This window comes from Rubrivivax sp. JA1055, from assembly GCF_020966565.1.
In the GTDB taxonomy this organism is placed as follows: Bacteria; Pseudomonadota; Gammaproteobacteria; order Burkholderiales; family Burkholderiaceae_C; genus Rubrivivax; species Rubrivivax benzoatilyticus.
This window is the reverse complement of sequence record NZ_JAJKFP010000006.1, coordinates 1,081,168-1,107,346: the sequence shown is the minus strand read 5'-3', so window position 1 is coordinate 1,107,346 and position 26,179 is coordinate 1,081,168. Positions and strand designations below refer to the sequence as shown.

General features: G+C 68.4%; 22 protein-coding genes. 9 read left to right on the top strand and 13 right to left on the bottom strand.

Going from position 1 to position 26,179, the window contains the following annotated elements; genetic code table 11:
* Nucleotides 1-23 precede the first annotated feature (23 nt).
* The 7 genes from LOC65_RS14450 to LOC65_RS14420 all read right to left on the bottom strand — a co-directional run bounded on the left by LOC65_RS14450 (nt 24) and on the right by LOC65_RS14420 (nt 5,790).
* Entirely contained in the window at nt 24-428 is a 405-nt protein-coding gene (locus tag LOC65_RS14450) for a hypothetical protein (RefSeq protein ID WP_200378036.1), read from the bottom strand.
* Nucleotides 425-2,914, bottom strand: a complete 2,490-nt coding sequence (locus LOC65_RS14445; protein ID WP_230247969.1) for a VirB4 family type IV secretion/conjugal transfer ATPase — start codon at nt 2,912-2,914, stop codon at nt 425-427. Before LOC65_RS14445 ends, LOC65_RS14450 begins: the two co-directional genes overlap by 4 nt.
* Nucleotides 2,898-3,230, bottom strand: a complete 333-nt coding sequence (locus LOC65_RS14440; protein WP_230247968.1) for a type IV secretion system protein VirB3 — start codon at nt 3,228-3,230, stop codon at nt 2,898-2,900. The genes LOC65_RS14445 and LOC65_RS14440 overlap by 17 nt, the downstream gene beginning before the upstream one ends.
* An 8-nt stretch (nt 3,231-3,238) precedes the next feature.
* Nucleotides 3,239-3,520, bottom strand: coding sequence for a TrbC/VirB2 family protein (locus LOC65_RS14435; RefSeq protein ID WP_132645939.1), 282 nt, complete (start codon nt 3,518-3,520; stop codon nt 3,239-3,241).
* Nucleotides 3,517-4,014, bottom strand: a complete 498-nt coding sequence (locus LOC65_RS14430; protein WP_230247967.1) for a lytic transglycosylase domain-containing protein — start codon at nt 4,012-4,014, stop codon at nt 3,517-3,519. Before LOC65_RS14430 ends, LOC65_RS14435 begins: the two co-directional genes overlap by 4 nt.
* Before the next feature lie 9 nt (nt 4,015-4,023).
* A complete protein-coding gene (locus LOC65_RS14425) occupies nt 4,024-4,392 on the bottom strand; it encodes a hypothetical protein (protein ID WP_230247966.1) in 369 nt (122 codons plus the stop codon).
* Between the two features lie 504 nt (nt 4,393-4,896).
* Nucleotides 4,897-5,790 (bottom strand): LysR family transcriptional regulator, encoded by an 894-nt coding sequence (locus LOC65_RS14420; RefSeq protein ID WP_230247965.1) that lies wholly within the window; start codon nt 5,788-5,790, stop codon nt 4,897-4,899.
* Nucleotides 5,791-5,968: 178 nt separating this feature from the next.
* Between LOC65_RS14420 and LOC65_RS14415 the strand changes: the two genes are divergently transcribed.
* Together LOC65_RS14415 and LOC65_RS14410 are read left to right on the top strand one after the other, a co-directional pair.
* The gene (locus LOC65_RS14415) at nt 5,969-7,147 is read left to right on the top strand and encodes an MFS transporter (protein WP_230247964.1); all 1,179 of its coding nucleotides are present in this window, start codon (nt 5,969-5,971) and stop codon (nt 7,145-7,147) included.
* 145 nt (nt 7,148-7,292) lie between these two features.
* Entirely contained in the window at nt 7,293-8,099 is an 807-nt protein-coding gene (locus tag LOC65_RS14410; RefSeq protein ID WP_230247963.1) for a 5'-methylthioadenosine/adenosylhomocysteine nucleosidase, read from the top strand.
* Nucleotides 8,100-8,314: 215 nt separating this feature from the next.
* On the opposite strand, the gene LOC65_RS14405 is transcribed toward LOC65_RS14410, so the two are convergent.
* Genes LOC65_RS14405 through LOC65_RS14390 form a run of 4 tightly spaced genes read right to left on the bottom strand, consistent with a single transcriptional unit; the run spans nt 8,315 to nt 15,377 of the window.
* The gene (locus LOC65_RS14405) at nt 8,315-9,610 is read right to left on the bottom strand and encodes an MFS transporter (protein ID WP_230247962.1); all 1,296 of its coding nucleotides are present in this window, start codon (nt 9,608-9,610) and stop codon (nt 8,315-8,317) included.
* A 24-nt stretch (nt 9,611-9,634) separates the two neighbouring features.
* The gene (locus tag LOC65_RS14400; protein ID WP_230247961.1) at nt 9,635-11,035 is read right to left on the bottom strand and encodes an efflux transporter outer membrane subunit; all 1,401 of its coding nucleotides are present in this window, start codon (nt 11,033-11,035) and stop codon (nt 9,635-9,637) included.
* 3 nt (nt 11,036-11,038) lie between these two features.
* Nucleotides 11,039-14,185, bottom strand: coding sequence for a multidrug efflux RND transporter permease subunit (locus LOC65_RS14395; protein ID WP_230247960.1), 3,147 nt, complete (start codon nt 14,183-14,185; stop codon nt 11,039-11,041).
* A 13-nt stretch (nt 14,186-14,198) separates the two neighbouring features.
* Nucleotides 14,199-15,377, bottom strand: coding sequence for an efflux RND transporter periplasmic adaptor subunit (locus LOC65_RS14390; RefSeq protein WP_230247959.1), 1,179 nt, complete (start codon nt 15,375-15,377; stop codon nt 14,199-14,201).
* A 1,396-nt stretch (nt 15,378-16,773) separates the two neighbouring features.
* Between LOC65_RS14390 and LOC65_RS14385 the strand changes: the two genes are divergently transcribed.
* Nucleotides 16,774-17,466 (top strand): response regulator, encoded by a 693-nt coding sequence (locus LOC65_RS14385; protein WP_230247958.1) that lies wholly within the window; start codon nt 16,774-16,776, stop codon nt 17,464-17,466.
* Nucleotides 17,463-18,524 (top strand): ATP-binding protein, encoded by a 1,062-nt coding sequence (locus LOC65_RS14380; RefSeq protein WP_230247957.1) that lies wholly within the window; start codon nt 17,463-17,465, stop codon nt 18,522-18,524. Before LOC65_RS14385 ends, LOC65_RS14380 begins: the two co-directional genes overlap by 4 nt.
* A 165-nt stretch (nt 18,525-18,689) precedes the next feature.
* Here LOC65_RS14380 and LOC65_RS14375 read toward each other — a convergent pair whose 3' ends face one another.
* Both LOC65_RS14375 and LOC65_RS14370 read right to left on the bottom strand, forming a co-directional pair.
* Entirely contained in the window at nt 18,690-19,403 is a 714-nt protein-coding gene (locus LOC65_RS14375) for an autoinducer binding domain-containing protein (RefSeq protein ID WP_230247956.1), read from the bottom strand.
* 34 nt (nt 19,404-19,437) lie between these two features.
* A complete protein-coding gene (locus tag LOC65_RS14370) occupies nt 19,438-19,830 on the bottom strand; it encodes a hypothetical protein (protein WP_230247955.1) in 393 nt (130 codons plus the stop codon).
* Nucleotides 19,831-20,097: 267 nt separating this feature from the next.
* Between LOC65_RS14370 and LOC65_RS14365 the strand changes: the two genes are divergently transcribed.
* The 5 genes from LOC65_RS14365 to LOC65_RS14345 are packed head-to-tail and all read left to right on the top strand — an operon-like array spanning nt 20,098 to nt 26,089.
* The gene (locus tag LOC65_RS14365; RefSeq protein ID WP_230247954.1) at nt 20,098-20,721 is read left to right on the top strand and encodes a response regulator transcription factor; all 624 of its coding nucleotides are present in this window, start codon (nt 20,098-20,100) and stop codon (nt 20,719-20,721) included.
* Nucleotides 20,722-20,763: 42 nt separating this feature from the next.
* Nucleotides 20,764-21,621: a CPBP family intramembrane glutamic endopeptidase gene (locus LOC65_RS14360; RefSeq protein ID WP_230247953.1), complete on the top strand. Its 858-nt coding sequence runs from the start codon at nt 20,764-20,766 to the stop codon at nt 21,619-21,621.
* A 5-nt stretch (nt 21,622-21,626) separates the two neighbouring features.
* Nucleotides 21,627-23,741, top strand: a complete 2,115-nt coding sequence (locus LOC65_RS14355) for a TonB-dependent siderophore receptor (protein WP_230247952.1) — start codon at nt 21,627-21,629, stop codon at nt 23,739-23,741.
* Nucleotides 23,742-23,750: 9 nt separating this feature from the next.
* Nucleotides 23,751-24,632, top strand: coding sequence for a hypothetical protein (locus LOC65_RS14350; protein ID WP_230247951.1), 882 nt, complete (start codon nt 23,751-23,753; stop codon nt 24,630-24,632).
* On the top strand, nt 24,629-26,089 hold the full coding sequence (locus LOC65_RS14345) for an ATP-binding protein (protein ID WP_230247950.1): 1,461 nt from the start codon (nt 24,629-24,631) through the stop codon (nt 26,087-26,089). The genes LOC65_RS14350 and LOC65_RS14345 overlap by 4 nt, the downstream gene beginning before the upstream one ends.
* Nucleotides 26,090-26,179: the final 90 nt, after the last annotated feature.

Genomic DNA, 26,179 nt, shown 5'->3' with positions numbered 1-26,179 from the left:
GTTCGTCCTCCGTGCTGCCGCCGTCACTGGACGACGGCCACCAGCAAATTGGCCGGCGGCCGCGCGTGCATGTCGACGCAGCGGCTGCCCATGTCGGGGTACTGGCACCACTGCCAGGTGGTGCCGCGCTTGACGACCCACAGCCGCGCCAGCTTGCGGCTGCCGTAGCTGGACGGCCGGCAGGTGCCGGGCCGCGCCGTCGGCTCGGTGCATTCGCGCAGCCCGTCGGCGGTCTCGACCATGTGCCAGGGCCCGGCATGGCAGCCTGCGTCGGCCGCGCAGGCTGGCATGCGGCTCATCGACTTCAGCAGCGGCGGGGTTTCAGCGCGGCCGGAGCGCACCGCCTCGTTGCCCTTGACGTACTGGGCCAGGGCCGGAGCGGCTGCCGAGCAGCCGGCGAGAAGGACGAACAGTGCGAGACGCTTCATGACCGGCTCCTCGATGCCTGAAGGCGTCGATCGTGGACCCGGCGCTGCAGTTCGGGGAGCCAGCGAAACGGATCGTCACCAAGCTGCGCCCGCAGTTCGTCGAGCAGCGCGACGTTGTCGGTCGTGGCCGAGAGCACGGTGACGAAGTCGTCCAGTCCGGACAGGTCCAGCTCGCACAGCGTGCTGGTGTGGCCCTGCTTGACCAGGAAGCGCCGGCCGCCGCGCGCGCCCAGGCTGCGCACGATCTCGTACTCCGCCTCGCTGAGGCCGAAGCCTTCGACGTACTCCTCGCGCACCGCCTCGGGGTTGGCGAGAAAGATCTTCGTCACGCTCTGCTCGACCATCGTCCGGCCGATCGGGTGGCGCAGCACGTCGGACGGGCTCTGCGTGTCGAAGATGCCCAGGCCGTTCTGCTTGCGGATCGTCTTCTGCTTCTGCTTGGCGAAGTCGCTGAAGATCGGGTGGTCGAGCGCCTTCCAGAACTCCGAGATCACGTAGATCAGGCGCCGACCGTCGACCAGGCCTTCCATGACGTCGAGCAGGTACAGCATCACCGGCGTGCGCACCTCGGGCAGGTCCAGGAACTCGGTCGTGTCGAAGCCCACGATCGCGGTGTCCTGCAGGTCGCCGAGACGGTCGTCGGCCTCGTCGAACACCCAGCCGAGCGCACCGCCCTGGCACCAGCGTGCCAGCCGGTCGTGCAGGCTGTTGGCGCCGGCCTTCGGCAGGTTCTGGCGCAGCGTGGAGAAGCGGCGCAGAGCACGCGGCATCAGCGCCACGGCCTGCACCGCGTCGGCGATGGCGCGTTCGTCGGCCGGCAGCAGCGGCAGGGCGGGCGTCTCCAGACAGGTGCGCACGAGCTGCTGCCAGAACTGCAGCCGCGCCGGCGTCGGCTCGTGCTGCAGCGGGTTGCAGCCGGTCGGCGTGCCGGCTTCGAGCGCGAAGTAGCGGCCACCCAGCGCACGCATCGCGATCTCGCAGCCGCGATCCAGGTCGAACAGCACCAGCCGGGGCGCGGGCTCCCACTTGCGCGTCAGCGCCAGCAGGAGCATCTCCAGCGTCGTCTTGCCCACGCCCGTGGAGCCGATCAGCAGCGTGTTGCCGGGCAGCTTGCGGTCCAGCGAGTCCTCGCCTTCCGGGCTGCTGTGCAGGTTCAGGTAGAAGGGCTGGCCCGAGGGCGTGCGCATCAGCGCGAGCGCCTCGCCCCAGGGGTTGCCGTCGCGCTTCCCGCGCGGAAAGTTGTGGGCGGCGGCGAGCGCCGCGAAGGCGCGAGACGACAGCTTGGCCTCGCGCGGGCGCCACTGCCAGTTGCCCGGCATCTGCGCGAACCAGGCGGCATCGGCCACCAGGTCGACAGGCGCCATCTGCAGGCTGGACGTCTCGCCCACCGCGCCGACGGCACGCGCGGCGCGGCGGCCAGCGTCGGCCACGTCGGAGCCGAAGACGACGAGGCTGTAGTGGTACTCGCCCATGCAGAACTGGCCGTCGCCGAGGTCGTTGATGGCGACGTCCATGTCGGCGATCTGGCTCTCGACGACGTCGTCGCTGGCGACGAGCTGGCTGCGCTGCAGGTCGAGCGCACGCAGCGCTTCGCGCCGCGGCAGGATCGAGAAGCTTTGCGTCTCGATGAACTCGCTGTCCTCGTAGAGCAGCGTATCGAGGATGCCGGGCTGCACGTCGTCGGCGTACTCCTTGATGTCTACGAGCGCCGCGTAGCGCACGTCGGCGCCGTGACGCAGTTCGAGCTTGTCGCCGCCGAAGGTGAGCCGCGTGTCCGGCAGCGTGCGGAACAGCGGGCCGGCCGCCCGTGGCACGGGCCGCCAGTGGCCGTTGACCAGCAGGCCGAGGAACTCGGCGACCTCGCTGTAGCAGCGACCGTGTTGCTCCCGCTCGCCCAGGCAGCGCGGGCCGAAGCCCCGCAGCGTGCGTTCCACCAGCGCGGCCTTCTCCTCGATGACGCGCAGCGCCTCGGCCTGCGCGCCCGCGATCTGCTCGCGCGAGCGCCGGGTCGACTGCAGCGCGCGCCCGACTTTCGAGGCCTGCGGCCGGTAGGCCAGCGTCAGGTAGACCTCGTTGCTCATCATCGGCCGCTCGGCCAGCTTCGCCTGGTAGGCCTGCGGCAGCAGTCGGGCAAAGCCCGGCTGCGCCGGGTCGGCCAGGGCGTCATGCACCCGCCGGTGCAGGCGGTGCATCCACACCGCCCACTGCCCGCCGGCCAGGTTGCGCAGCAGGCTGCACATCGCCTCGTGGCGCTCGGTCACCACGCTTTCCTCGGCGCACTCGAAGGGCACGCCTTCCAGGCGCCAGATGCGCAGGTAGTCGCCGCCGCGCGTGATGACGTCGTGCGGCCCCACCAGCGACGAGAACGGCACGACGCGCGCCAGCGGATGCTCGGCCAGCGCCTGCTTCCACAGGCGCGGCTGCAGCGGGGCAGGGCGGGGCGGCGGAGGCGGCCGCCGCAGCCAGGTCTCAGGCGTGCCACGCATCGCGGCCTCCCCGGTAGACGGTGGGCGAGTAGCTGCGCCCGGCCCAGTGGCGGCGGTTGCGGTCGTGCAGCCGCAGGCGGAGGGAGACGAAGATCTGGCGGAAGCGCTGGTCGTCACGGCGCGTGACGTAGCGCATCCAGACGAGCACCGGGGCGACCGCGGCGACGACGGCGAGGGCCAGCCACCAGCTCACCAGGATGCCGCCCCAGAGCACCAGCAGCATCGAGGTGCCGGCCAGCAGCACCAGCGGCACGAGCGGGATGCCCAGCTTCATCGCCGGGCGCGTCGCGCCCTTGTAGATCGGTTCGGAAACCATCGCGGGCCTCAGGCGACGATGTAGCTGGCGAAGGCCGCGGCGCCGCCGACGAGGGTGCCACCGATCAGCACGTTGGCGACATCGGCGAGCCGGGCACCCTGGAAGATCATCTTGAAGCCGGCCCAGATGATCGCGATGGTCACGACGGCGATCGAGATCGTCACCAGGATCGTGTTGACGTTGGTGACCGTCGTGTTGATCTTCTCGAACCCTTGTGCGAACGCGGCGGCGGGCAGCGCTGCCGCCAGGACGGCTTGGCGACGCAGGACCGGAACGAGGCGAGACTTCATGGCGACTCCTTCGAGGTGCTGACGGGGAGAGAAGGGGATGCGGCCGCGGCGCCGACGACCTTGCGCACGTAGCCGTGACGCAAGCCGGTGCTGAAGTCGCCGCTGTAGTAGCAGGACAGCGCCTTGCGCAGTGCGCGCTGCCCGGGGACGGCCGGACGAGAGGCGCGGCCGTAGCACTCGGACAGCACGGTCTGCATCGCGGCCAGGTTGGCGCAGGGGTCGAGCGCGGACGCTGCGTCGAGGCCCAGCTTTGCGAAGTTGCGCCGGTTGATCTGGGCGAGCCCTACGCTGTAGTCCCAGCCGCCGCGCTCCAGACGGCCGATGGTGGCCAACGCCTCCTGCCGGTGCCGGGGCTGCCGGACCAGCCGGCCGCCCACGACGCCGATCGCATTGGGGTTGGCGCCGCTCTCCGTGGCGATCAGCGCCAACGCCGTGGCCGGATGCACCTGCGGGGCGCAGGCCAGCACGAGCGCGGCGAGGTCGGCGGTCTGCATGACGAACGCTCAGCACTCGCATGACCGCGTCTCGGGCGGCTGGCTGGCCTTCCAGCGCGCGAAGTCTTCATCGAAGCGCGTGTTCCATTCCTGGAGACCGGCCTTCGCCGCGTCGCTGAACTCGGTGACGCTGTCACCGCGGTTCCACCAGGTCCGGCTCCAGAGCTGGCCATCCACCTGGACCGAGATCGCGCCGCTGTAGTCGCAGACGTACTCGGTGCCGCTCTCGCCGGAGACCTCGTGCGTGTACTGCGGCGGGCAGAAGGCGGGCGCGCTCGCCCAGCGGTGGTTCGACGAGTTGCCGGGGCCGGCCATGTCGCAGGTCGGGAAGGGCCGCCCGCGGCGCAGATCGTGGAAGAGCTGGTGGATTGGCGGCACGCACTGGGAGATGGCGTGCCAGTTTGGGGCCGCGAGGCAGAGGAGGACGAGGCAGCCGTCGAGGGCGTGGGCCTGCTGGGATCCGGCCGCGAGGGATGCGGCTACGCAGGCCAGTGCCGCGGTGCGGATCGTCCGACTCCGCGACGCACCGATGTGTGGGGGCGGGGACGGTCGCCGTTCGTCATCGGGGAGTCGCTGGTGCACTGCCGTCCTCCAGAGGGTTCGTCAGCTGGGCTGATGAGCACACTCTAGGAACGATCGGGGTCAACTCGGGCGCTGGATTCGGGCGATGTTCCAGCGGGGAGGGGGCTGCACCGACCCATAGCTGCCAGTCACGTCTGGACGACGGTGGAGGCACTGCAGCAGGTGCGGGCGGTCACCGGCCTGCAGCCAGCTGGCGATGTCGGCCGCGTTCCGGTCAGTGAGTTGTGGTGCAAAGGGCGGCGTGAGCGACCGGTAGCCGAGGCGCTGCGGACGTCGAGGACGGTCGTCGGCGCCCGACTATCAGGCTTCCGGGCTGTGCTCGCGCGCTAGCCGCAGGAAGCCGTCGACGTACGCCGTCTCCGGCTCCTCGGCCCGCATGCCGATATGGATGCTCTTGGCCAGCCCTCGTGCGCCGAGCCGGACGACACGGATCGGCAACCCGGCGCCGTACTCTTGGACGAGCCAGTCAGGGACGACGCTGACCGCGCGGCGCGCGGCCACGATCTGCAGCATCAGCTCGGTCGTCTCCGCCGTCCGCTGGCGGCGCGGCCGCACGCCAGCCGGTAGCAAGAAGCGCGTGTAGACGTCGAGCCGGTCGACGCTGACCGGGACGGTGACGAGATCCTCATCCTGCAAGTCTGCCGGGTCCACCGACTGTCGGCCGCCCAGCGGATGCTCCGAATGCACGACGAGAACCAGTTCGTAGTCGAACACCGGCACGTAACGCAGATCCGGCCGCCGCGCAGGATCGGGCGTGATCAGCAGGTCGATGTCATACCCGGCCAGCGCGGTGACGCCGTCGAACCGGAACGCGGTGCGGACCTCCAGGTCCACATCTGGCCACGCGGCGAGGAACGGCCCGGTAACCCGCATCAGCCACTTCTGGCACGGATGGCACTCCATCCCGACGCGCAAGGTGCCGCGCCGTCCGGCAGCCGCCTGCTCCAACATGCGCTCCGCGTCCTCGAGTTGCGGCAGCACGCGCTCGGCAAGTTCGAGCAGCCGTTCACCAGCTTGGGTGAAACGAAGCCCCCGGCCCTGCCGGGTCCAGACCTGCACGCGATGGCGTTCCTCAAACTTGCGGATCGTGTGGCTCAGCGCCGACTGCGTCAGGTTCAGACGCTCCGCAGCAGCCGTGACGCTGCCCAGGCGCCGTACCTCACGGACGATCGCCAAGTGCTGTCGGTCGATCATCGATGATCCAGCCTCATGGTTGCATGAATAACTACCACTTCCAATCATAGAAGACGGCCGCTAGCCTTCGCGTCCGCCGTTCCGACCGTCCCGGTCGCAGGCACCGAACCCCAGCACGCACCTCGATGTCTCTGGCTCGTACTCATGTCGCGCGGTCCGGCCGCCCGGCGTTCGCGGCATGAACAGCGCGCTGCTGCGCCTAGTCATCTGTCAGGGCCTGTTCCTGACGAACAACGTCACCTTCATCGCGATCAACGGGCTCGTCGGGCTGCAACTGGCACCGGCACCGTGGATGGCGACGCTGCCGCTGATGGGCTACGTCGTCGGTGGCGCGATCGCGACGCCGTTCGTCGCGCGCCACCAGAGACGCTGGGGCCGGCGCCGCGCGTTCCAGGCCGGCTTGGTGGCCGCGATCGCGACGACGCTGTCCTGCGCCGCCGCGGTGACGATCGGTAGTTTCGCGTTGCTGGTCGCCGCGACGCTGTCGGCCGGCTACTACAACGCGAATGCCGCGCTGTACCGCTTCGCAGCGGCCGACGTCGTCGCACCCGAGGCGAAGGCCAAGGCCATCTCTTGGGTGCTGACCGGTGGACTGCTCGGCGCCGTATTCGGCCCGAACCTGGCGACGATCGGCCGCGACCTCCTCGCGATCCCATTCGTCGGTGCGTATTACGCGCTGGCGGCGCTGGCCCTCTTGTCGCTGGCGATCGTCTCGACGATCCCATTCCCGCCGATGGAGCAGCCCGACGCACTGCGACCGGGTCGCCCGCTGCGCGAGATAGCGCGCCAGTCGACGTTCGTCGCCGCCGTGGCGTCGGCCGCGCTCGGCTACGGGATGATGAACCTGCTGATGGCGGCGACGCCGCTGGCCATGGCGGGCTGCGGACACCCCTTCGACCGTACCGCGCTGGTCCTCGAGGTGCACGTGATTGGGATGTTCGCGCCGGGCTTCTTCACCGGCGCGCTGATCCGGCGCTTCGGCACGACGTCGGTTGTCTCCGTTGGCTGCGGGCTGTACGCGCTGTGCATCGCCGTCGCGCTGACCGGCGTCGACATGCCGCACTTTGTCGTCTCGCTGGCGCTGCTCGGCGTCGGCTGGAACTTCATCTACACCGGCGCGACGATGATGCTGACCGGCACCTACCGCCCCGAGGAGAAGACGACCGCACAGGGGGCGATGGACTTCTGCGTGTACTCGACGATGGCCCTGACGTCGCTGGGCGCCGGCGCACTGGTGACGTCGAAGGGTTGGACCTGGCTGAACGTTGGATCGCTCGGGCTGCTGGCTGCACTCGTCGCGGCACTCGTCTGGCAGGCGCTCCGGCGTCCTGCGGGCGGTATGGCGGCGCGAGGATGAACGGCTGCGTCGGAATCAGCGCAGCGTCCGCGCCCAGCGTTTTGGAATCGCGCTGCCGCACTGCGATATGCCGGGAGGTCGGGGTCGCGACCTGCAAGCGCCGTCGCCGACTCGACGCTCGCCACGCCTACCTCGTCCACCTGCAATGACGCCAGATCCTTCTTCTCCCCGAACTGCCGCTCCGCTGGGCATCGTCGCCGCGCTTCGGCAGGAACTGTCCGACCTGCTGGAACTGATGCCCGGCGCGCGGCGGCAGATCCTCGGCAACCGGGAGTTCTGGCATGGCGAACTGGAGGGTCATGACGTCGTCGCAGTGCAGTCGCGCGTTGGCAAGGTAGCTGCCGCAGCGACCACTGCGACGCTAATCGCGCACTACGGCGTCGGCGCGGTCGTGCTGACCGGCATTGCCGGTGCACTGGCGCCGGGTGTAGCAGTAGGTGACATCGTCGTCTCGGCCGAACTGCTGCAGCACGACCTCGACGCTTCTCCGTTCTTTCCGCGCTTTGAAGTGCCGCTGACTGGCGTCTCGCGTTTCAAGGCAGACGCAGCGCTCGTCGAGCGGGTTGCCGCAGGCGCTCGCGTCGCATTGGCCGATCCGCTGACACTGTTCGGCGAGCAAATCGTGCGGGACTTCGCGCTGCACGCGCCGACCGTGCACACCGGCCTGATCGTCAGCGGCGACCGCTTCGTTCGCACCGCGGAGGATAGCGAAACGCTGCGTGCGTCGATGCCCGATGCGTTGGCCGTCGAAATGGAAGGTGCGGCGATCGCCCAGGTGTGCCACGAATGGGGTCTGCCGTTCGTCGCCATCCGCGCGATCTCCGACCGCGCCGACGACGACGCGCATGCCGACTTCTCGCGATTCCTGCGCGAGGTCTGCGCGCGCTATGGTGCCGCGGTCATTCGCGGCGTTCTCGCCGGTGCGCCGCCGCCGCTCGCCTCGGCTTGCTAGGCACGACGCGGCGATAGGCAGACGCTGCCGATGCCGTCCAGGCAACGTCGGGTCTCGGAAGAGCAACCGACGTTCGCTCAGTGCGATCCTTGAGATCGCCCCCTTTCAGGAGCGTCTGACTTCGAGCGGTGCTGGCCAGGAGCAGACCTTCTCACGGCCCGCTATCCGTAGTGGTGTCGCGCCGCATCGGAAGGGAACACTCCGAAGCGCGCTGATCACGACTCCCGCTCCTGCACCCCGAGCCCAAGCAGGCGCGGCGACAGCAGGCCGCTGAAGCTCACGCCCGCTCCCAACAGCCCCATCGCGACAAAGAGGGTGTCGACCTCGGTCACCTGCCCCAACGGCGCGACGACGGCGAGGCCGACCGGAGCCGCGAACCCGACGATCGCCTGCAGCAGCGAGAAGACCCGCCCCTGCAGATGCACCGGCACGCCCGTCTGGAGTAGCGAGGTCAACGGCGCGTTGCCAAAGACGTAGGTCACGCCGCTAAGCGTCCACCAGATTACCGCGATCCAGAACAGTCCCGGTGGCACGATCGCCGTCAGCGCCAGCGACAGACACGAGGCGCCGAAACCCAGGACAACCCACAGGACATGGCGACGTGGAGCCATCACGGCAACCAGCGCGCCGCCCAGCAGCATCCCGAGCCCGGCCAGCCCCTCGATCAACGCCACTTCCTGCGCTCCGCCGCCGAAGTGGCTCTTCACGAGCAGCGGAACCAGCGTGTACGACGGCATCACGACCAGCATCACGCCGGTGAGCAGCGCAAAAATACGCCGCCATCCCGGCGACGACCAGACGAACGCGGCCCCCTCCCGGAAGTCCATCCACATGCTGCCGACCAAGCTCGCGGAGGCGTCCACCTCGCGCCGCGGCTGCGGGATGGCGAAATACAGCAGCGGCGCGACGCCCAACACGGCGGTGACGACGTCGATGGTCAGCGCCCATCCGATCGGCATCACGCCCAGCGCCAGCGCGCCGAGCGGCGCGGCCGCGACCACGGTGAGACCCTGCACCGCCTGGTTCACTCCGGAGACGCGGCTGATCATCGCGCGCGGCACCAACATCGGGACGCTGGCGGCCGCTGCCGGTGCCTGGAACGCTTGCATCGCGCTGCGGATCGCCATCAGTGCGTAGACGTGCACGAGATCCACGCGCGCCATCGTGAACAGGACGATCAGGACGACCATGCACAGCGCGCTGACGAGGTCTGCCGCCACCATAACGAACCGGCGGCTGTACCGGTCCGCGACGGTTCCGCCCAGCGGCGCCAGCAGCGCCTGGGGCAGCAGCGCGGCTAGGCCGGCCGTCGCTAGCGCGGAGACGCTGCCAGTCGTGTCGGTGATCCACCACAGCAGCACGAACTGCGTCAGCACCGAGCCGATCAGCGACAGCGACTGGCCGCCGAACACCACCCAGAAGCGCAGCCGCCACCGCCCGGCGACATCGGGATCGGCGAGCAGGTTCCGATCGTGCAGCGGATCGGCGCCGCCGGAGGAGGAAGGCGTCATCGTGCGTCGTCCCGATCGCGTGGCTCAGAGCCCCGGGTCGTCGTCCCGGAACAGGCCGCCTCCCAGGGCTTTGTAGAGCTGGGCGGCGTTGCCGAGCGCCTCACGGCGCAGCGACAGCAGTTCCATCCGGGCGGCGAAGGCTTGGCGCTGCGCGTCCAGCCACTCGAGCCGCGCGTCGAGCCCGGCGCGGTAGCGCTGGCCCGCCAGTTTGGCCCGGCGCTCCTCCTCGGCGACGACGCGCTGCTGGGCCTCGACCTGGCGCGCGAAGGTCTCGGTCCCGGCCAGCCCGTCGGCTACCTCCCGAAATGCGACCTGGACCACGCGTTCGTACTCGGCGACCGCCGCCGACCGCCGCAGCTCGGACAACTGCAGTTCCGCGCGCAGCCTTCCCGCGTCGAACAGCGGCAGCGTCACCGTCGGCGCGAACGACCAGACCCGGTTGCCGCCGCCGAAGAGACCGTGGACCGCGGGACTCGCGAAGCCCAGTGTCGTCGTCAGCTCGATCCTCGGGATGAAGGCCGCCCGCGCGGCGCCAATGTCGGCATGCGCGGCACGAAGCGCCTGCTCGGCCTGGCCGATGTCCGGGCGGTTCACGAGCAGGTCGGACGGCAACCCCGGCGCGAGCTGGGTGCGTACCGGCATCTTCTCCAACGTCGGCGCATCGGGCAGGTTCAGTGTCTGCAAGTCCGCGCCCACGAGCTGCACGAGGGCGTTGCGAGCGCGCTCGAGCTCCCGTGCGCGGCCGTCCGCCTCGACCTGGGCGCGCGCGACCTGGCTCTGCGCCTGTGCGACGTCGAGTCCGCTGGTCTGCGACGCGTCATGAAGCCGTACCGCCAGATCGCGCTGCTCGGTCCAGCTCTCCAGCGTCTGGGTTGCCAGCGCCTGCTGCTCCACTGCCAGGCGCTCGGCGAAGTACGCATCGGCGACCGCCGCGATGAGCGAGAGCCTCGCCGCCCTGCGGCCTTCGTCGCTCGCGAGGTAGCGCGCATAAGCGGCGTCGGACAGCGACCGCGCGCGCCCCCAAAGGTCGAACTCGAACGCGGTGACGCCGAACCCGACGCTCACCTGGCGCTGAACCGACGGGCTCGATGACAGCGTTCGCGACCGTTCGCGCGTCACGCCCGCTGTCGCGTTCACCGCGGGCAGCTCGCCCGCGCGTTGGATCCGGTATTGCGCCGCCGTGGCCTCGACGTTCAGCATCGCGATGCGCAGGTCGCGGTTGTGCTTCAGTGCCGCCTCGATCAGCGCCTGCAGCCGGGCGTCGCCGAACATCGAACGCCAGCCGATGCCGGCAGACGACGGCACTTCTTCTGTGCTGGAACGGTGCGGATAGGCGACAGCGATCGGCGGCTCCGGCCGGACGTATTCGGGCGTCATCGCGCAGCCGGTCAGGGCCAGCAGCAGGGAAAGGACGATGGATCGCATGGCTCAGACCTCCGTCGCGCGAGTCGCCGGCGACGCGGATCCCCGAGGCGTGCGCCAGCTGGCCAGCCGGTCGCGCACGCCGAGGACGAAGACGAAGAACGCGGGCACGAAGAAGATCGCCAGCGCCGTGGCCGTGACCATGCCGCCGAAGACGCCGACACCGATCGCGGCCTGCGTCTCGGCACTGGCACCGGACGCGAAGATCAGCGGCACGACGCCGAGCCCGAAGGCCAGCGACGTCATCAGGATCGGCCGCAGCCGCAGTCGCGACGCCGTGACCGCGGCTTCGACAAGCCCCTTGCCCTCGTCGTGCAGCTGGCGCGCGAACTCCACGATCAGGATTGCGTTCTTAGCGGACAGGCCGATGACGGTGATGAGCCCGACCTTGAAGAAGACGTCGTTGGGCATGCCCAGCAGCAGCACGGCCCCGACCGCGCCGAGCAGGCCCAGCGGCACCACCAGGATCACCGACAGCGGGATCGCCCAGCTCTCGTAGAGGGCAGCCAGCACCAGGAAGACCACAAGCATCGACAGCGCCATCAGCTTCGGCGCCTGGGCGGCGGATTGCCGCTCCTGCAGCGACTGGCCGGTCCACGCCACGTCGAAACCCGGCGGCAGCTGCGCGGCGAGCCGCTCCATCTCGTCCATCGCCTCGCCGCTGGACCGTCCCGGCGCCGCGGTGCCCGCGATGCGCGCCGCCGGCAGCCCCTGGTAGCGCGTCATCTGCAGCGGGGTGTCGACCCACGATGCGGTCACCACCTCGGACAGCGGGACCATCCCGCCGCCGGTGTTGCGAACCCGCAGCCGCAGCACGTCGTCGATCTGCATCCGCGCCGAGGCGTCGGCCTGGACGATGACCTGCTGCATCCGGCCCTGGTTCGGGAAGTCGTTGACGTAGTTCGACCCCATCGCCGTGGACAGCAGCTCGCTGATCGACGTGAACGGAACGCCCAGTGCCTCGGCCTTCGTCCGGTCGATCGACAGGTCCAGGCCTGACCCGGCCGGCAGCCCGTCGGCGTAGACGCCGGTGACCACGTCGCTCTTGGCGGCCATCTCGATCAGCTGCGCCTGCGCCGCCTGCAGCGCCGCGTACCCGCGGTTGGCGCGGTCGAGCAGCCGCATCGAGAAGCCCGAGGAGTTGCCCAACTCGTCGATCGCCGGCGGCATCAGGCTGAAGACGGTGCCTTCGGTGACGCGCTTGGCCATCGCCATGTAGGCCTCGTACACCTCCTCCCAGGCATTGGCACCATCGCGGCGGTCCCAGTCCTGGAGCATCGTGAACGCGACGGCGGTGTTGGGACCCGAGCCGGAGAGCCCGTAGCCCAGGATCGAGATGTTCGACCGGATCCCCGGCCGCTCCGAGACGAACGCCTCGTAGTCCTTCACGACGTCCAACGTCCGGTCGGCCGTCGCGTCGGCCGGCAGCTGGATGCTGGTGATGAAGTACCCCTGGTCCTCTTCCGGCAGGAACGCCGATGGCAGCCGGCCAAACGCGAGTACCAGCACCGTCGTCAGCGCCAGGAACGCGGCCATCATCCGGCCCGAGCGCTTCACGAGCCGGTGGACACGCGACTCGTAGCCGCCGGTTAGGCGGTCAAAGCCGCGGTTGAACCAGCCGAAGAACCCGCGCCGCGGACCGTGGTCGTGGACCACCGGTTTCAAGAGCGTGGCGCACAGCGCGGGTGTCAGGCTCAGTGCCAGCGCGGCGGAGAACAGGATCGACACCGCCATCGTCAGCGTGAACTGGCGGTAGATGACACCGACGGACCCGCTGGCCAGCGCCATCGGAATGAAGACCGCGGTGAGCACCAGCGTGATGCCGACGATGGCGCCGGTGATCTCGCTCATCGCCTTCACCGTCGCGTCGCGCGGCGACAGGCCCTCGGTGGACATGATGCGCTCGACGTTCTCGACGACGACGATCGCGTCGTCGACGATGATCCCGATTGCCAGCACCATGCCGAACATCGTCAGCACGTTGATTGAGAACCCGGCGGCCAGCATAACCGCCAGCGTCCCGAGCAGCGCAATTGGCGCGACGATGGCCGGGATCAGCGTGTAGCGGACGTTCTGCAGGAACACGAACATCACGGCGAACACGAGCACCATTGCCTCGATCAGGGTGTGCACGACCTTCTCGATCGAGATCTTCGCGAACGGTGCGGTGTCGAACGGCACCGAGTAGCTCATGCCGGCGGGCATCGTCGGCCGCAGCTGCTCCAGCCGCTCGCGCACCGCTTCGGCGGTGCGGACCGCGTTGGCGCCCGGCGCGAGCTGCACCGCGGCGGAACTCGCCACTTTGCCGTCCTCCCGCGTCGCGAACGCGTACGACTGCGAGCCCAGCTCAACGCGGGCGACGTCGCCCAGCACGACCTTGCGGCCGTCGGCGTTGGCGCGCATCACGATGGCGGCGAACTGCTCCGGCGTCTGCAACTGCCCCTGGACGCTCAGCGGGATCGACACGCGCTGGCCGGGTGCCGTCGGCTGGTCACCCAGACGTCCAGGCGAGATCTGGACGTTCTGCCGCCCGATCGCGTCGGTGATGTCCTCCATAGAGACCTTGAACGCCACGAGCTTGGCGGGATCCACCCAGATCCGCATCGCGCGTTCGGCGCCGAACAGCTGCACACGACCGACGCCGTCGATGCGGCGCAGTTCCTCGACCACGTTGCGCGCCATGTAGTCGGCCAGCGCCGCTTCGTCGAAGCGACCGTCGTCGGAGCGCAGGCTCACGAGCATCAGGAAGCTCGACGACGCGGCCTCGACGACTAGCCCGTTCTGGCGCACCGCTTGCGGCAGCCGCGCCTCGACGGTCTTCAGGCGGTTCTGGACGTCGACCTGCGCGAGTTCGGGGTCGGCGCCGGGCCTGAACGCGACGGTGATCGTCGCGCTGCCGGACGTGTCGGACGTCGACTCGAAGTAGAGAAGGTTCTTGAGCCCAGACAGCTCGCGCTCGATGAGGCTCAGCACCGAGTCGTTCATCGCCTGCGGCGTGGCGCCTGGGTAAACGGCGGTGATGGTGACCTGCGGCGGCGCCACCGAAGGATAGCGCGCGATCGGCAGCAGCGGAATCGCGATTGCGCCAGCCAGGATGATGAACAGCGCCACCACCCAGGCGAAGACGGGGCGTTTGATGAAGAACTGCGGCATTGCGGTCAACCCCTCAGCGCGCGCCAGACGCCGGCGAGCCGCCGCTCTTGGAAGTGGACGGAGATGCGCCACGTAGCCAGACTCGCGGGGTGACGTGAGCACCCTCGGTCATCCGGTCGAGACCTTCGACGACCACTTGGTCGCCATCCTTTAGCCCACTGAGCACCCGGTAGCGGCCGTCGATCAGTTCCGCAGTCTTGATTGGCACTCGATGCACCATGTGCTTGGCGTCCAGGACCCACGCGCTCGTCGTTGTTCCCTGCCGCGCGACGGCCTGCTGCGGGATAGACAGCGCGTCAGGGAACTCGGCCAACGTGATGCGAGCACGCACGAACATCCCGGGCAAGAGGCGACGCTCGGCGTTATTTACGAGAATTCGTACCAGAACGTCGCCGGTGTCCTCGTCCACCGAAATCCCGGAGAACAGAATCTTCCCGGAAAGGTTCAATGGCCGGCCGTTGCCGTGGAGAATCTGGACTTCGACACCGCTCCCGGTATCTCGCCCGCGACTCACCGCGCGCTGCAGCGCATCGAGTGATGCGGCCGGCTGTCGAACATCCACATAGACCTGGTCAATCTGCTGCACCCGCGCCAGCGGGTTGGTGTCGCTTGGATTGACGAGCGCTCCCTCGCTAACACTTGCTTCGTCCACGCGACCACTGATCGGCGCCTCGATGGTGGCGAATCGAAGGTCCAGCTTGCGACGGGCAAGGTCGGCGTGGGCCTGCGATACCTCCGCCGCGGCCTGCTCGCGCTGCGATTCCGCGTCATCGAAGGTTTGGCGGCTGATCGCCTCGGTCTCCACCAACGGCTTCAGTCGTTCCGCCTGCGTGCTGGCGCGCGCCAGCACGGCCTCTGCCCGTCGCAACGCGGCGGCGGCCGTGTCGACGTCGGCCTTGAACGGCGCAGGATTAATCTGAAAGAGCGGCTGTCCGGCACGCACCTCGCTGCCCTGCACGAAGAGGCGGCGCAGAACGATACCGCCGACCTGGGGCCGGATCTCTGCAGTTCTGACCGCAGTAACTCGTCCGTTTAGGTCCACGACCTGCCGCATCAACTCAGGAGCAACGACCAAGTAAGCGACCGGCGGCGGGGGGGTCGCCATGTCGGGCATGCTTTGCTCGCAGCCAGCCAAGGCGATCGTCAGCCCGATGAGGAATAGACGGCGGGTGCTAATGAGTCTGTTTGTCATTTGGATCCTTGGCTCAACTTCACAAGTTGCAGCATGGCAGTCGGACTATCTCCGATGAACATTGCGTCCTCGTGGACGGAACATGGAGAAGAGATGAAGCCACGACGAGCCTCGCGTTGGATTCGTCCTAAGCCGAGGTGAGTTGACGGCTTGCCCCACGAGATTCCGGCACTAGTTGGCTATGCCGCCCATGGCATGGATGGCAGCCATACCTGCACGCGCCTGCCTTTCAGCACTCGTTGGGACAAGCTACGCGCCAAGTAGCGCAAACAGTCTCTATTGGCATCCGGTACCTTAACGACTGCGAAGGCGCAGTCAACACTATCGGACATTGGAACAACATCGATGGATATTGCTGGCCATCCACAGAGTTCTTTATGCAGCATCTCGCTGCTCACCGCCCGCGAAATACTCAAGACAATCAAGGCTGCGATTTGGGCTCCTCTGCTCTGATCTGTTGGCTTATATGGCGAATATTAATATCCGGGCGCTGCGTACCGAGGATTTGGGCCCTGGCCTATGATTGAATCCAGTAGTTTGGTGTCCATGCATTTTCAAACTGAAACGGATCGGCATCCACCTCAGAACGTCGCATCCCAGCAAAGGCAGGTTCGGGGACGTCGCCAAGAATGCACACTGCAACTGTATTCAAGGTTGCACAGGTTGCGTCCATACAAATTTCGCAGATACCTCTTTCGATGAACCCAACCTCCCCTGCCGACAAACCAATCTCATTTTCATCAGATAGAGAATCGGGGTCACCTGCCCCGCGGATCCTTATGCGCTGCCCGCCTTGGATTGCGCCGCAGATCAGCCAAGAGTCCAGCCTCCGAACCGGAGAGCAATATCCGGCAGCTGACGAGTATGTAATAATTGAGAATCTAGAAAGAGGGTCGGCGTAAATTAGGCTGCTGCATGATGGTCGTTCTTCATCAAGCCTGAACATTGATAGCCATGGGACCTCTGGAATTAATTGTCGCAGGTGCCAAGATATGAACTCCAATGGCGGTCGACCGGCGTCCATGAAGCTAACCGAAAGAGTCACGGCCTTGATAAATCGCTGCAGTGGCGGCGTGTGCATCAGTGTTGGCCTTGTGTATCATCGAATGCGTCTCTCGAGGCGCGCCGAGAGCGAGCGCGAAGAGATGCAAAGCGAGGCAGGCATGCGCATATACTTATTTCCCGGCATCGGTCGCATTTTTACGCCCTTCTCCAAGGCGTTCCTGAGTTGCATAGACCTCTAGGTCGCTTCTGCTGCCGCGGCGCGCGCGAGCGTGGCGCTGGATTCTGGTCGGCGACTGTGGAGATGGCATTGAAGAATGATGGAGAAGATGTGGAGCGGTACCAGTCGGATCGAAGGGCGCCTTTGCAACTTGGTTGCTGCACGGAGGTTTGAATGAATAACATCATCCTGATCGTCGAGGACGAGGCAGAGATCGCAGAGATCTTGTCGGCCTACTTCAATCGCAGCGGCATGCGCACTGAGCACGCGACGGACGGGCGACGGGCGCTGGAGATGCATCAGATGCTCAAGCCCGCGCTGGTGCTGCTCGACGTGCAACTTCCGTTGCTGGACGGCTGGCAGGTGCTCTCCGCGATACGTGCGCGCGGCGACACGCCGGTGATCATGCTGACCGCGATGGACCAGGACATCGACAAGCTGATGGGGCTGCGGATTGGCGCCGACGACTACGTCGTCAAGCCTTTCAACCCTGATGAGGTCGTGGCCCGCGCGCAGGCGGTGCTGCGCCGCGCCGGCCCGGGGCGGACGGCCCACGCAGCGTTGCGGGCCGGACCTCTGGAGGTGGATCTGGAACGGCACCAGGCGGCCCTCCACGTCGACGGCCGCCCAACGCCGCTCGATCTCACGCTCACCGAGTTCAAGCTGCTGGCGCTGATGGCGCGCTCGCCTCAGCGGGTGTTCAGCCGAGCCGAACTGCTCGAGAGTTGTTTGCCCGAGGGCGATTCGCTGGAGCGCACGGTCGACAGCCACGTGAGCAAGCTGCGGCGCAAGCTCGAGGCGGGCGGTGTGACCTCCGTGCCGGCGAGCGTTCGCGGCGTCGGCTACAAGCTGGGACTCGAGCCGTGAAACTGGTCGGGCTGAGCCGCCAACTGGCCGTCTGGATGGGCGCGGTGGCCCTGGGCGTCGCGGTATTGCTGACCGCGACGTCGTTCGTCTTCTACTACGTGACCTTCGAGGTGTGGCCGCAGCCCTATTCCGAGAGCTGGGTGCCGACGCCCGCCGAATGGATCTGGCTGACGGCGACCACGTTCGCGGGCGTCGCGGTGGCGATGTTCGTGGCCGGGCACCTGGCCAAGCGGATGCTGGTACCGCTGAACTCACTGGGCCAGGCCATCCGTCATGTCGCTGCCGGCGACCTCGGCGCTCGGGCTGTCCCGGGACACCGCCCGCTGGCGGAGGCCGCGGCGCTCGTCGGCGACTTCAACCGCCTGGCGGACCAACTGCAGCGGGTTACCGAGGAGCGCACGTTCTGGAACGCGGCGATCGCGCACGAACTGCGCACGCCGTTGACCATTCTGCGAGGCCGGCTGCAAGGTCTGGCCGACGGCGTCTTCGAGCCCGAGCCCGCGCAGTTCCGCAAGCTGCTGGCGCAGGTCGAAGGTCTGGGCCGGCTAGTCGAGGATTTGCGCGCCATCAGCCTCGCCGAGAGCGGTCACCTCGACCTGCGATGGCAGCAGGCCGACATCAGCCGCGACATCGCTGATGCCGTGGACTCGTTCAGGAACGCATTCGAAGCCGCAGGTCAGACCGTCTCGCTGCAACTGCATTTCCAGCCGGTCTGGTGCGACCCGGTCCGGATCCGTCAGGCCGTCGTTGCATTGCTGGATAACGCTCGGCGCTACGCGGCCGCGGGGACGGTGACCGTCGCCACGCGGGTCGAAGACGACCGCTACGTGATCACCGTCGAGGACGAAGGACCGGGCGTACCGGCCGAGCAGGCCGAGCAGATCTTCGGCGCCTTCCGCCGCTCGGGAGAGGCGCGCGATCGGAACGATCGGGCCAGCGGACTGGGGCTCGCCGTGGTCAGCGCGATCCTTTCGGCCCACCGCGGACAGGCCAGCTGTGGGCCGTCCGCCAGCGGGGGCACGTGCTTCCGGCTCGATTGGCCTTTGGAGCGCCGCTAAACGTTGAGCGATGACTGATCGCCGTCGCCTCGGTCCTTCGGCGGAGGGGCAGAGCGGACTGCACCAGTTTAGAGAGGCCGCTCGCGTTGCCATCTTGGATAACCGCTCCTGGTCGGGAGCGGTCGGACGCGTCGTTTGGCCTCAAGATGTCGCGGCGAGGCGCGGCTAGATCAGCCCATGCACCTTCGCAAGTCGCCAAGCCTCTCGCCGGCTGCCGACCCCCATCTTCGCAATGACGCGCTGGAACCTGCAGTCGACTGTCTTCGCCTCCGTGTTCAGCACCATCGCGATGGCCTTGCTGCCGTGCCCCTGCTCCTCGTGTCGCAGCAGATCGATCTCGGCGTCCGTGAGGCGGCTTTCGGCGAGCAGGTCCCGCCGCATCTGGATGTGCAGCCACTCGTGAAGCTCCATCGCGAGAGACCTGCCCACGACCTTCGCTCTGAACGCGAGTAGCGGATCCTGTTCGAAGCGGCCCTCGACGCCGGAGGCCAGGTACAGCACGCCGATCCGGTCCTCACCCACCGATGAGATGGCCGGGATGACCCAGGTCGAGCGCAGCCCAGCGGCGTGAGCGGCGGCGACGGTGTCTTGTTGATCGACGCTATCGGCAGGGATGGCGCTGCCGAGTGCTGGGTCCGTTTCCCTGCGGGCGTGCAGCAGCCATGGATCGTGTTCGAAGCGCTGGCGTAGCAGGTAGTCGGATGCCCAGGCCGGGGCGCAGGCAGCAATCAGCCGGTGCGCGCGCTGCGACGCCGACAGGCGCACCGAGCCGATGAAGCAGGCTGCGTCCGCGCCGAGCTGACTGGCGGCATGGGACAACAACTGCACGGCATCGGCCTGGTCGACCGCCTCATGCATCGTCGCCACGAGGTCCCACACCGTGGGATCGGGAGCCGCAGCCTCAGCGGCTGGATCAGCCGCGCTCGCCCAAGACCTCATGGCCGAACCTGCGCAGTTGAGCCAGCATCAGCGGTTCTCCGAACCGCGCGGGATCGCCGCCGCACCAGGACTCGAAAGCGCTGGCGCTGTCGAACAGGACGTACAGGGTCACTGTGGAGCCACCGGGCAACTGCTGGCAGCGTTCCACGTAGAGCTGAGAGGGCCACCGACGGGCGAGCAGCCGGATTGCGCCGTCGCTGCTGGTGAGCCGCAACTCCGTCTGTTCGCCGACCGGATGCACGCCGGGCCGCCGGAGTCCTTGCGCGGCGACATGGGGTGGCCGCTGACTGGTCTTGGTCCCTCGGCCAGGTGCTCGCCGGGTGCGGCGTGCAGCCACGGTCCGGGTGAAGGTGTGGGCATCCAGCATGGGCGACTCCTCGGTCGGCACACACGGTTGGAAACGCTCCGAGTTTGCGGAACGTCATGCTGAGTTCCATGATAGGGCGCGCGTAGCTTCCGTCAACAGGAGGCTGAGGCTTCTCTGTATCGGAAATCAACAGAGGGATCGTCGTGACCTCATTCACATCGCGTGGTCGCCGGTACATGATCCGCACCCAGGACCGCGCCCGCTCGGCGGGAGTGCTGGTAGAACAACATCAACGCCGATCCTGGAGGGCACATGGCCCCTGTGCGAGTGCTGCTCGCGGACGATCATCCGGTCATCATCGAAGGCCTGCGGGCAGCCCTGGTGCGCCACGACGTGGAAGTCGTGGGACAGGTGGAGTGCGCGCAGCAGGTTGTTTCCGCGTATCTGGAAGCGAAACCCGACGTTCTGGTGCTGGACGTTCGTTTCGGCCCCGGGCCGACGGGTCTCGACGTGGCCCGCAGCCTGCGCGAGCGCGCACCAGCGGCACGCATCGTCTTCTACAGCCAGTTCGATCAGGACGAGGTGATCCGCGAGGCCTACCGGCTCGGGGCCGCCGCGTTCATCACCAAGAACACGCTGCCGGCGGAGCTGGCGGCAGCGATCCACGCGGCGGCGGACGGCAAGACTTACTTCCTGCCCGCCATCGCCGAGCGCCTGGCGCTGCTGGGCTTGCGCGGGGAGGAGTCTCCCCGCGCAAGACTGGAGGCGCGCGAGCTGGACATCTTCGTGCAACTGGCGACCGGCGCGACCAACAACGAGATCGCCGAACGCATGGGCCTGTCGACCAAGACGATCAGCACGATCGCCCAGGCGGTCAAGGAGAAGCTCGGGGTGCACCGTCCGGCGGAGATCACCCGGTTGGCGATGCGGTACGGGCTGATCGAGCCCTGAACCGGCGCCGGCGCGAAGCCGGCACGTCTCGGGGCTGACGCCATGGCGGTGGCATTCCTACTGCTGGCCACCGCGATCCTGGCGATCTGGCTGCCGTGGTCGCCGGATCGGCACCGCGTGCCGGCCCCGTGGGTTGTGCTCGCGGGGGCGGCGGTCGTTGCGGCGACGCTCTCGGGCTTGATCGAGGCGGCGGGGCTTTACGCCATTGCTGCCCTGTGGGCCCTGTGCGCCGGCGCGGTGCGCTTGCGGAAGCGCGGCGCTCGCTACGCGGCGGGTTTGGGCGCGCTGGCATTGGCGCTCGCGTTCACCGTGCACGCCGTCCCTGGAGTCCACCCCTGGGTGGTGGCGGACCAGATCCGGCTTTCGGCGGATTCGGCGCCGATGACGCTGCGGCTCAACTTCGACAAGGGCGTTGCCGGGCTGCTGTTGCTCGCCCTCTGGTGCCGCCATCGTCCGGCCGGTTACGTCCCTCGTGCGCTCCTGCTGGGGCTGGGCGTCGGGCTGGCCACCGCCGTTCCGGTCGTGGGCGGCGTCTGGGCCTCCGGCTTCATCGGGTTCGCCCCCAAGCTGCCTGCTATCGCCCCGGCGTGGATGTTCGCGAACGTCCTCCTCACCTGTGTCATGGAGGAGGCGTTGTTCCGCGGGCTCCTGCAAGAGCGTCTGGCGCTGGCACTCGGCCCGCGTCCGTCGGCACGTTGGCTGCCGATCGCGATTGCCAGCCTCCTCTTTGGCTTGGCGCACGCCGGCGGCGGGCCGGCGCTGGTGCTGGCTGCGGGCCTCGCCGGGGTGGGCTACGGGCTCGCGTATCGCCATGGCGGCATCGAGGCCGCCATCGTCGCGCACTTCACGCTCAACGCCGTGCACTTCTTCGGCTTCACCTACCCCTATGCAGCGAGGTGAGCACCATGAGGAACCGCCACTTCTGGATCGTCGTCGCCTCGGTGGTTGCGGGCGACGTCTGGTCGCAGCCGGTCGAGCCGGATCCCGCGGTCGACGGCATGCCGGTGGTCATCACGCCGACGCGGCTGAGGCAGTCATTGGCCGACGTGCCTGCCAGCGTGACAGTGATCACGCAGGAGATGTTCCGGCGCTGGGGCATCACGTCGATCGCCGAGGCGCTGCGTTTCGTGCCGGGCATGGCGGTGACGCGCGGGACCGACCCCGCCTACCGTATCGGCTATCACGGCACGAACGTGCTGTCGCCCCGGCGCATGAACGTGCTTATCGACGGCATCTCGGTCTACCGGCCGGCGTTCTCCGAGGTGATCTGGTCGCAGCTTCCGGTCGTCATCGACGACATCGACCGGATCGAGGTCACGCGGGCGCCCAGTTCGGCGAGCTACGGGCCGAACTCGATGCTGGCCGTCGTCAACATCATCACCCGCCATCCGGCCGATGTCGGCAAGGCCTACGGCGCCCTCAGGCTGGGCACGCAGGAGAGCGAGGCGGTGGCGCGCACGGGGCTCGATCTTGGGCGCACCTCGCTGAGCCTCACGGCGGCGCGCAGCCGCGACAGCGGCTACGACGAACTCGCCCGCGACCCGGCCGGGCACGACGGGCTGACGCTCGACCGCTTGAACCTGCGATCGTCGACGCGGATCTCCGACGCCGCGTCGCTGGACCTTCAAGGGGCGGTGGTCTCCGGCGAGTCCGAAGTCGAGTTCGCCGACGACTTCCAGCAGAGCTATCCCGACCGGCAGGTGCGTGACCTCTATCTCGGCGCCCTCGGCCGCTGGCAGTTGTCGCCGCGGCACGAGCTGCAGGTCCAACTGACTCACGCCCGACAGCGCAACCGGCAATCCTGGCGCAGCTGCCCGCCCGCCGTGGCGTTGCTGCCCGAGATGTACGCCATGTGGCGAGCCAACCCGGCCTACGCCAACGCCATCCTCGCGGGTCAGCAGCCGGCGGGTGGCAGCCCACAGGACGATCTGCTCGCGCTGGCGGCGCTGCAGGCGATTGCCGCGCTGGGACCTGCGGCGGTTCAACCTGTCTGTGGCACGCTGAACCAGGATTCGGTGCAGAGCCGCACCGACCTGGAGATTCAGGACACCTTCGTCGCCTCCGACGCTCTGCGTGTCGTGGCCGGAGCCGGCATGCGGTGGCAGGGCGGAGACAGTGAGACCTTCCTCGGCGGCTCGGTGACCAGCCGCCTGCACTGGCTGTTTGCCAACGTGGACCTGCGGCCGCGGAACTGGCTCACGCTCAACATTGGCGGCTACTACGAGGACAGCGACCTTTCGCCCTCGACCTTCTCTCCGCGTGTCGCGGCGAACTTCAGGTTGTCGCCTCGCCAGACCGTGCGTTTCGCGGTGTCCCACGGCACACGCAGCCCCGACATCCAGGAGCAGCGCACCAACTGGAGCTACACGCTGACGGACCTCGATCCACCGCTGGGCGGTGCGAAGACGGCGCGCTTCTACCAGAGCCGGGTGGGGCCGGGCTCGCTGACCAGCGAGCAGGTCCGTTCGCGCGAGGTCGGCTACCTGCTGAACCTGCCCGAGGTCGGCCTGATGCTCGACACCCGGGTGTTCCGGGAGCGGCTCTACGACCTCATCTCCGAGCGGACCAACTTGGCGGGCCTGCCGCCGACGAACGACAACCGCGTCACGCTGCAGGGGGCCGAAGTGCAGCTCTCCTGGCAGCTGTCCGAGCGCAGCTCCGCGTTCGTGAACTACGCCTACCTGGACAACCGCGGCGCCAGCCACCCTCTGGAGCGCTCGCAGTTCTCGCGGCACAGCGGCTCCGCGGGAGTGAGCCGGGAGTTCGCCGGTGGGTGGTTTGCTTCGGCCGCCTACGTCGGGGCCTCGGGCAACGGGCTGGCCGAGTCGGCCTACGGGCGAGAGGATCTGACGGTGGGTCGCGAGTGGGCGACCGACGGTTGGCAGTGGTCGTTCGCGGCAGGACTGCGGCGCCTGGACCAGCCGGTGACGACCTACTCGAACGGCGATCCGAACGGATTGTTCGGGAGATACGACAGCCGTCTGCAGGGCCACCTCCAGTTGTCGGCCCGCATGCGCTGAGCGCGCGTCGTGCTCGATCGGCGCGCCTTCGCTGCGCGGCTGGCCGCTTTGGGAGGCGGCTGTCTGACGCGGGCGCTGGGTGCTTCCGGCCCGGAGATCCGTCTCATGGCCGGGGAGAACGCAGAAGCGCGGGAGCTGCTGCAGCGGATCAAGGCGCGCTTCTCCGGGGCCAGCGATTACGCGCTTGGTGTGTCCCGGCTCAGTGCGCCGAGCGTTCTGGTCGCGCTGGGGCCTCAGGCATTGTCGCGTGCCGCGGCCGACAGGTTCGACGCGCTGCTGGTCTCACTGCTGGTTTCGCGTCAGGGCTACGAGCGCCTGCAGCCCAAGCTGGCTGCGCGCGGCCTGCGCAGCACGGCCGTCTACGCCGAGGCATCGCCCGCGCAGCAGATGCGCCTGATTGCCGCGATTTTCCGGCGAGAGATCACGGTGGCGACGCTGGTGTCACCTGCTTCCGAAGGTCTGATGCCCGAGCTTCAGCGCGCGGCGACGGAGGCGCGGCTTCGGCTGCTGGTCGCCGAGGCGTCCCCGGCCGTGACGATGTCGCGCCTGCTGTCTCGCGTCGAGGATGCCCAGGCGCTGCTGCTGTTCCCGGACGCGACGCTGTACACGCCCGCCAGCCTGCGCGAGCTGCTGGAGGCCAGCTACCGGCGCCGGCTGCCGGTCATCGGCTTCTCGCCCTCGTTGGTCCGGGCCGGAACGCTGGCATCCGCTTACGCCGATGCCGACGGGCTGGTGTCTCAGCTCGCCGCCATCGTCGACACGGCCACGGGCCGGCAGCCGCCAGTGCCGCAGTACCCGCGCTTCTGGCGTGTCGCCGTCAACGACAGCGTCGCCCGCTCGCTGGACATCGTCGTCGACGACGACGTGCGCCGCCTGGGAGATCGGCCATGAAGAACCTGCTCCCACCGTCGTCCTGGAGCCTCGGTGCACGACTTCTGACCCTGGCGCTGGCGCCAGCGTGCGCGATGGCGCTGGTGGTCTCGGTGGTGCTCTACGTCGTCACGAGCACCGAGGTCAGCGAGGCCCTGGAAGAGCGCGGCCGCTTCCTGTCGGTGACGCTGGCCGAGGCGGTGCAGTACGGCGTCGTCTCGGGGAACACGTCAGCGGTCGAGGCGACGCTTCGCGGTGTCGCCGAGGCGGATGGGGTGGTCGCGGTAGCCCGGGTGCTCGACGCGGACCGCCGTTCGGTCGTCGAAGTTCGTTCGCGCGCGGGCCAGGCGGCCGAGTGGCGCTTTGAGGCGCCGATCTCGCTGAAGCCGCTCGACGTCGACCTGTACGACACCGCGCCTGGCGCGCGGGGTACGGCCCGTTGGCTGGGATGGGTGCAGGTGGACCTGTCGCCGCAACCGTTGCTGGCCGGGTCGCGACGTCGCCTGCTGCTGGGTGTGGCCCTCGTGCTGGCGGCGGCGGCCCTGGGGGCTGCAGCCGGGCTGCTGATGGCACGTCGCCTGCGCCGCCCGCTGGAGAACGCGATGGGGGCGTTACGTTCGATCCGCGACGGCGACTACGCCGTCACGCTCACTCCGCGTGTCTCCGGTGAACTGGGCGAACTGCAGGCCTCGATCGCGACGATGGCCCGCGCCGTGAAGCTCAGCCGTCAGTATCTGGAAGAGCAGGTGAGAGAACGCACCCGCGAGCTGCAGCAGGCCGTTGAGCGGCTCACGGCTGCTGACGCCGAGAAGCGCCGCCTGATCGCCCGCGGCAACCGGCTGGTCGAGGAGGAGCGTCGCCGCATCGCGGTGGAGGTCCATGACGAGCTGAACGCCGCGCTGGTGTCGATCCGCCTCATCGCCTCGTCACTGGCGGACGATGCGCGAGGGCAGGGCATGCACACGGCCGCGGATGCCGCGGAGCGCATCGCACGCCTTACCGACGACCTGTACGGCAGGGCGCGCGCGATGGTGAAGCAGCTACGACCCGAGGTGCTGGATGCGCTCGGCCTGGCGGCCGCGGTCGAGGAGATGGTCCGGCAGTACGACGAGATCCATCCGCGCTGCCGCTTCCGGCTCAAGGTCGACCGCGACATCGGCCCGCTGTCGTACGACCAGGCTATCGGCGTCTACCGGCTGATTCAGGAGGCGCTCACCAACGTGGTCAAGCACGCTGAGGCGACGCAGTGCTCGGTGACGCTCGCGCGGACAGTGGGAGGGGCCGGGCTGTGCGTCGTCGTCGAGGACAACGGGGTTGGGATGCCAGAGGCTGGGGCCGCCACGTCAGGGCTGGGCCTTGTCGGGATGCGCGAGCGGGTCGCGGCTTACGCTGGCGAACTGACGATCGAGCAGGCGCCCGGTGGAGGAACGCGGGTCGAGGCGGTGCTGCCGATAGCCAGCGCGGATGACCACGCGTAGCCGCTCGCAGCTTGGTGACAGCGGGGTGCTTCCTATCGCCCGCGACGCTGGATTTACGTCGGAATCCAGCGCTTCGCCTTGCCGCGTGGA

Coding starts and splice junctions, on each gene's coding strand:
- LOC65_RS14450 (WP_200378036.1), bottom strand. CDS start 428: ATGAAGCGTCTCGCACTGTTCGTCCTTCTCGCCGGCTGCTCGGCAGCC.
- LOC65_RS14445 (WP_230247969.1), bottom strand. CDS start 2,914: ATGCGTGGCACGCCTGAGACCTGGCTGCGGCGGCCGCCTCCGCCGCCC.
- LOC65_RS14440 (WP_230247968.1), bottom strand. CDS start 3,230: ATGGTTTCCGAACCGATCTACAAGGGCGCGACGCGCCCGGCGATGAAG.
- LOC65_RS14435 (WP_132645939.1), bottom strand. CDS start 3,520: ATGAAGTCTCGCCTCGTTCCGGTCCTGCGTCGCCAAGCCGTCCTGGCG.
- LOC65_RS14430 (WP_230247967.1), bottom strand. CDS start 4,014: ATGCAGACCGCCGACCTCGCCGCGCTCGTGCTGGCCTGCGCCCCGCAG.
- LOC65_RS14420 (WP_230247965.1), bottom strand. CDS start 5,790: ATGATCGACCGACAGCACTTGGCGATCGTCCGTGAGGTACGGCGCCTG.
- LOC65_RS14415 (WP_230247964.1), top strand. CDS start 5,969: ATGAACAGCGCGCTGCTGCGCCTAGTCATCTGTCAGGGCCTGTTCCTG.
- LOC65_RS14410 (WP_230247963.1), top strand. CDS start 7,293: ATGACGCCAGATCCTTCTTCTCCCCGAACTGCCGCTCCGCTGGGCATC.
- LOC65_RS14405 (WP_230247962.1), bottom strand. CDS start 9,610: ATGACGCCTTCCTCCTCCGGCGGCGCCGATCCGCTGCACGATCGGAAC.
- LOC65_RS14400 (WP_230247961.1), bottom strand. CDS start 11,035: ATGCGATCCATCGTCCTTTCCCTGCTGCTGGCCCTGACCGGCTGCGCG.
- LOC65_RS14395 (WP_230247960.1), bottom strand. CDS start 14,185: ATGCCGCAGTTCTTCATCAAACGCCCCGTCTTCGCCTGGGTGGTGGCG.
- LOC65_RS14390 (WP_230247959.1), bottom strand. CDS start 15,377: ATGACAAACAGACTCATTAGCACCCGCCGTCTATTCCTCATCGGGCTG.
- LOC65_RS14385 (WP_230247958.1), top strand. CDS start 16,774: ATGAATAACATCATCCTGATCGTCGAGGACGAGGCAGAGATCGCAGAG.
- LOC65_RS14370 (WP_230247955.1), bottom strand. CDS start 19,830: ATGCTGGATGCCCACACCTTCACCCGGACCGTGGCTGCACGCCGCACC.
- LOC65_RS14360 (WP_230247953.1), top strand. CDS start 20,764: ATGGCGGTGGCATTCCTACTGCTGGCCACCGCGATCCTGGCGATCTGG.
- LOC65_RS14355 (WP_230247952.1), top strand. CDS start 21,627: ATGAGGAACCGCCACTTCTGGATCGTCGTCGCCTCGGTGGTTGCGGGC.
- LOC65_RS14345 (WP_230247950.1), top strand. CDS start 24,629: ATGAAGAACCTGCTCCCACCGTCGTCCTGGAGCCTCGGTGCACGACTT.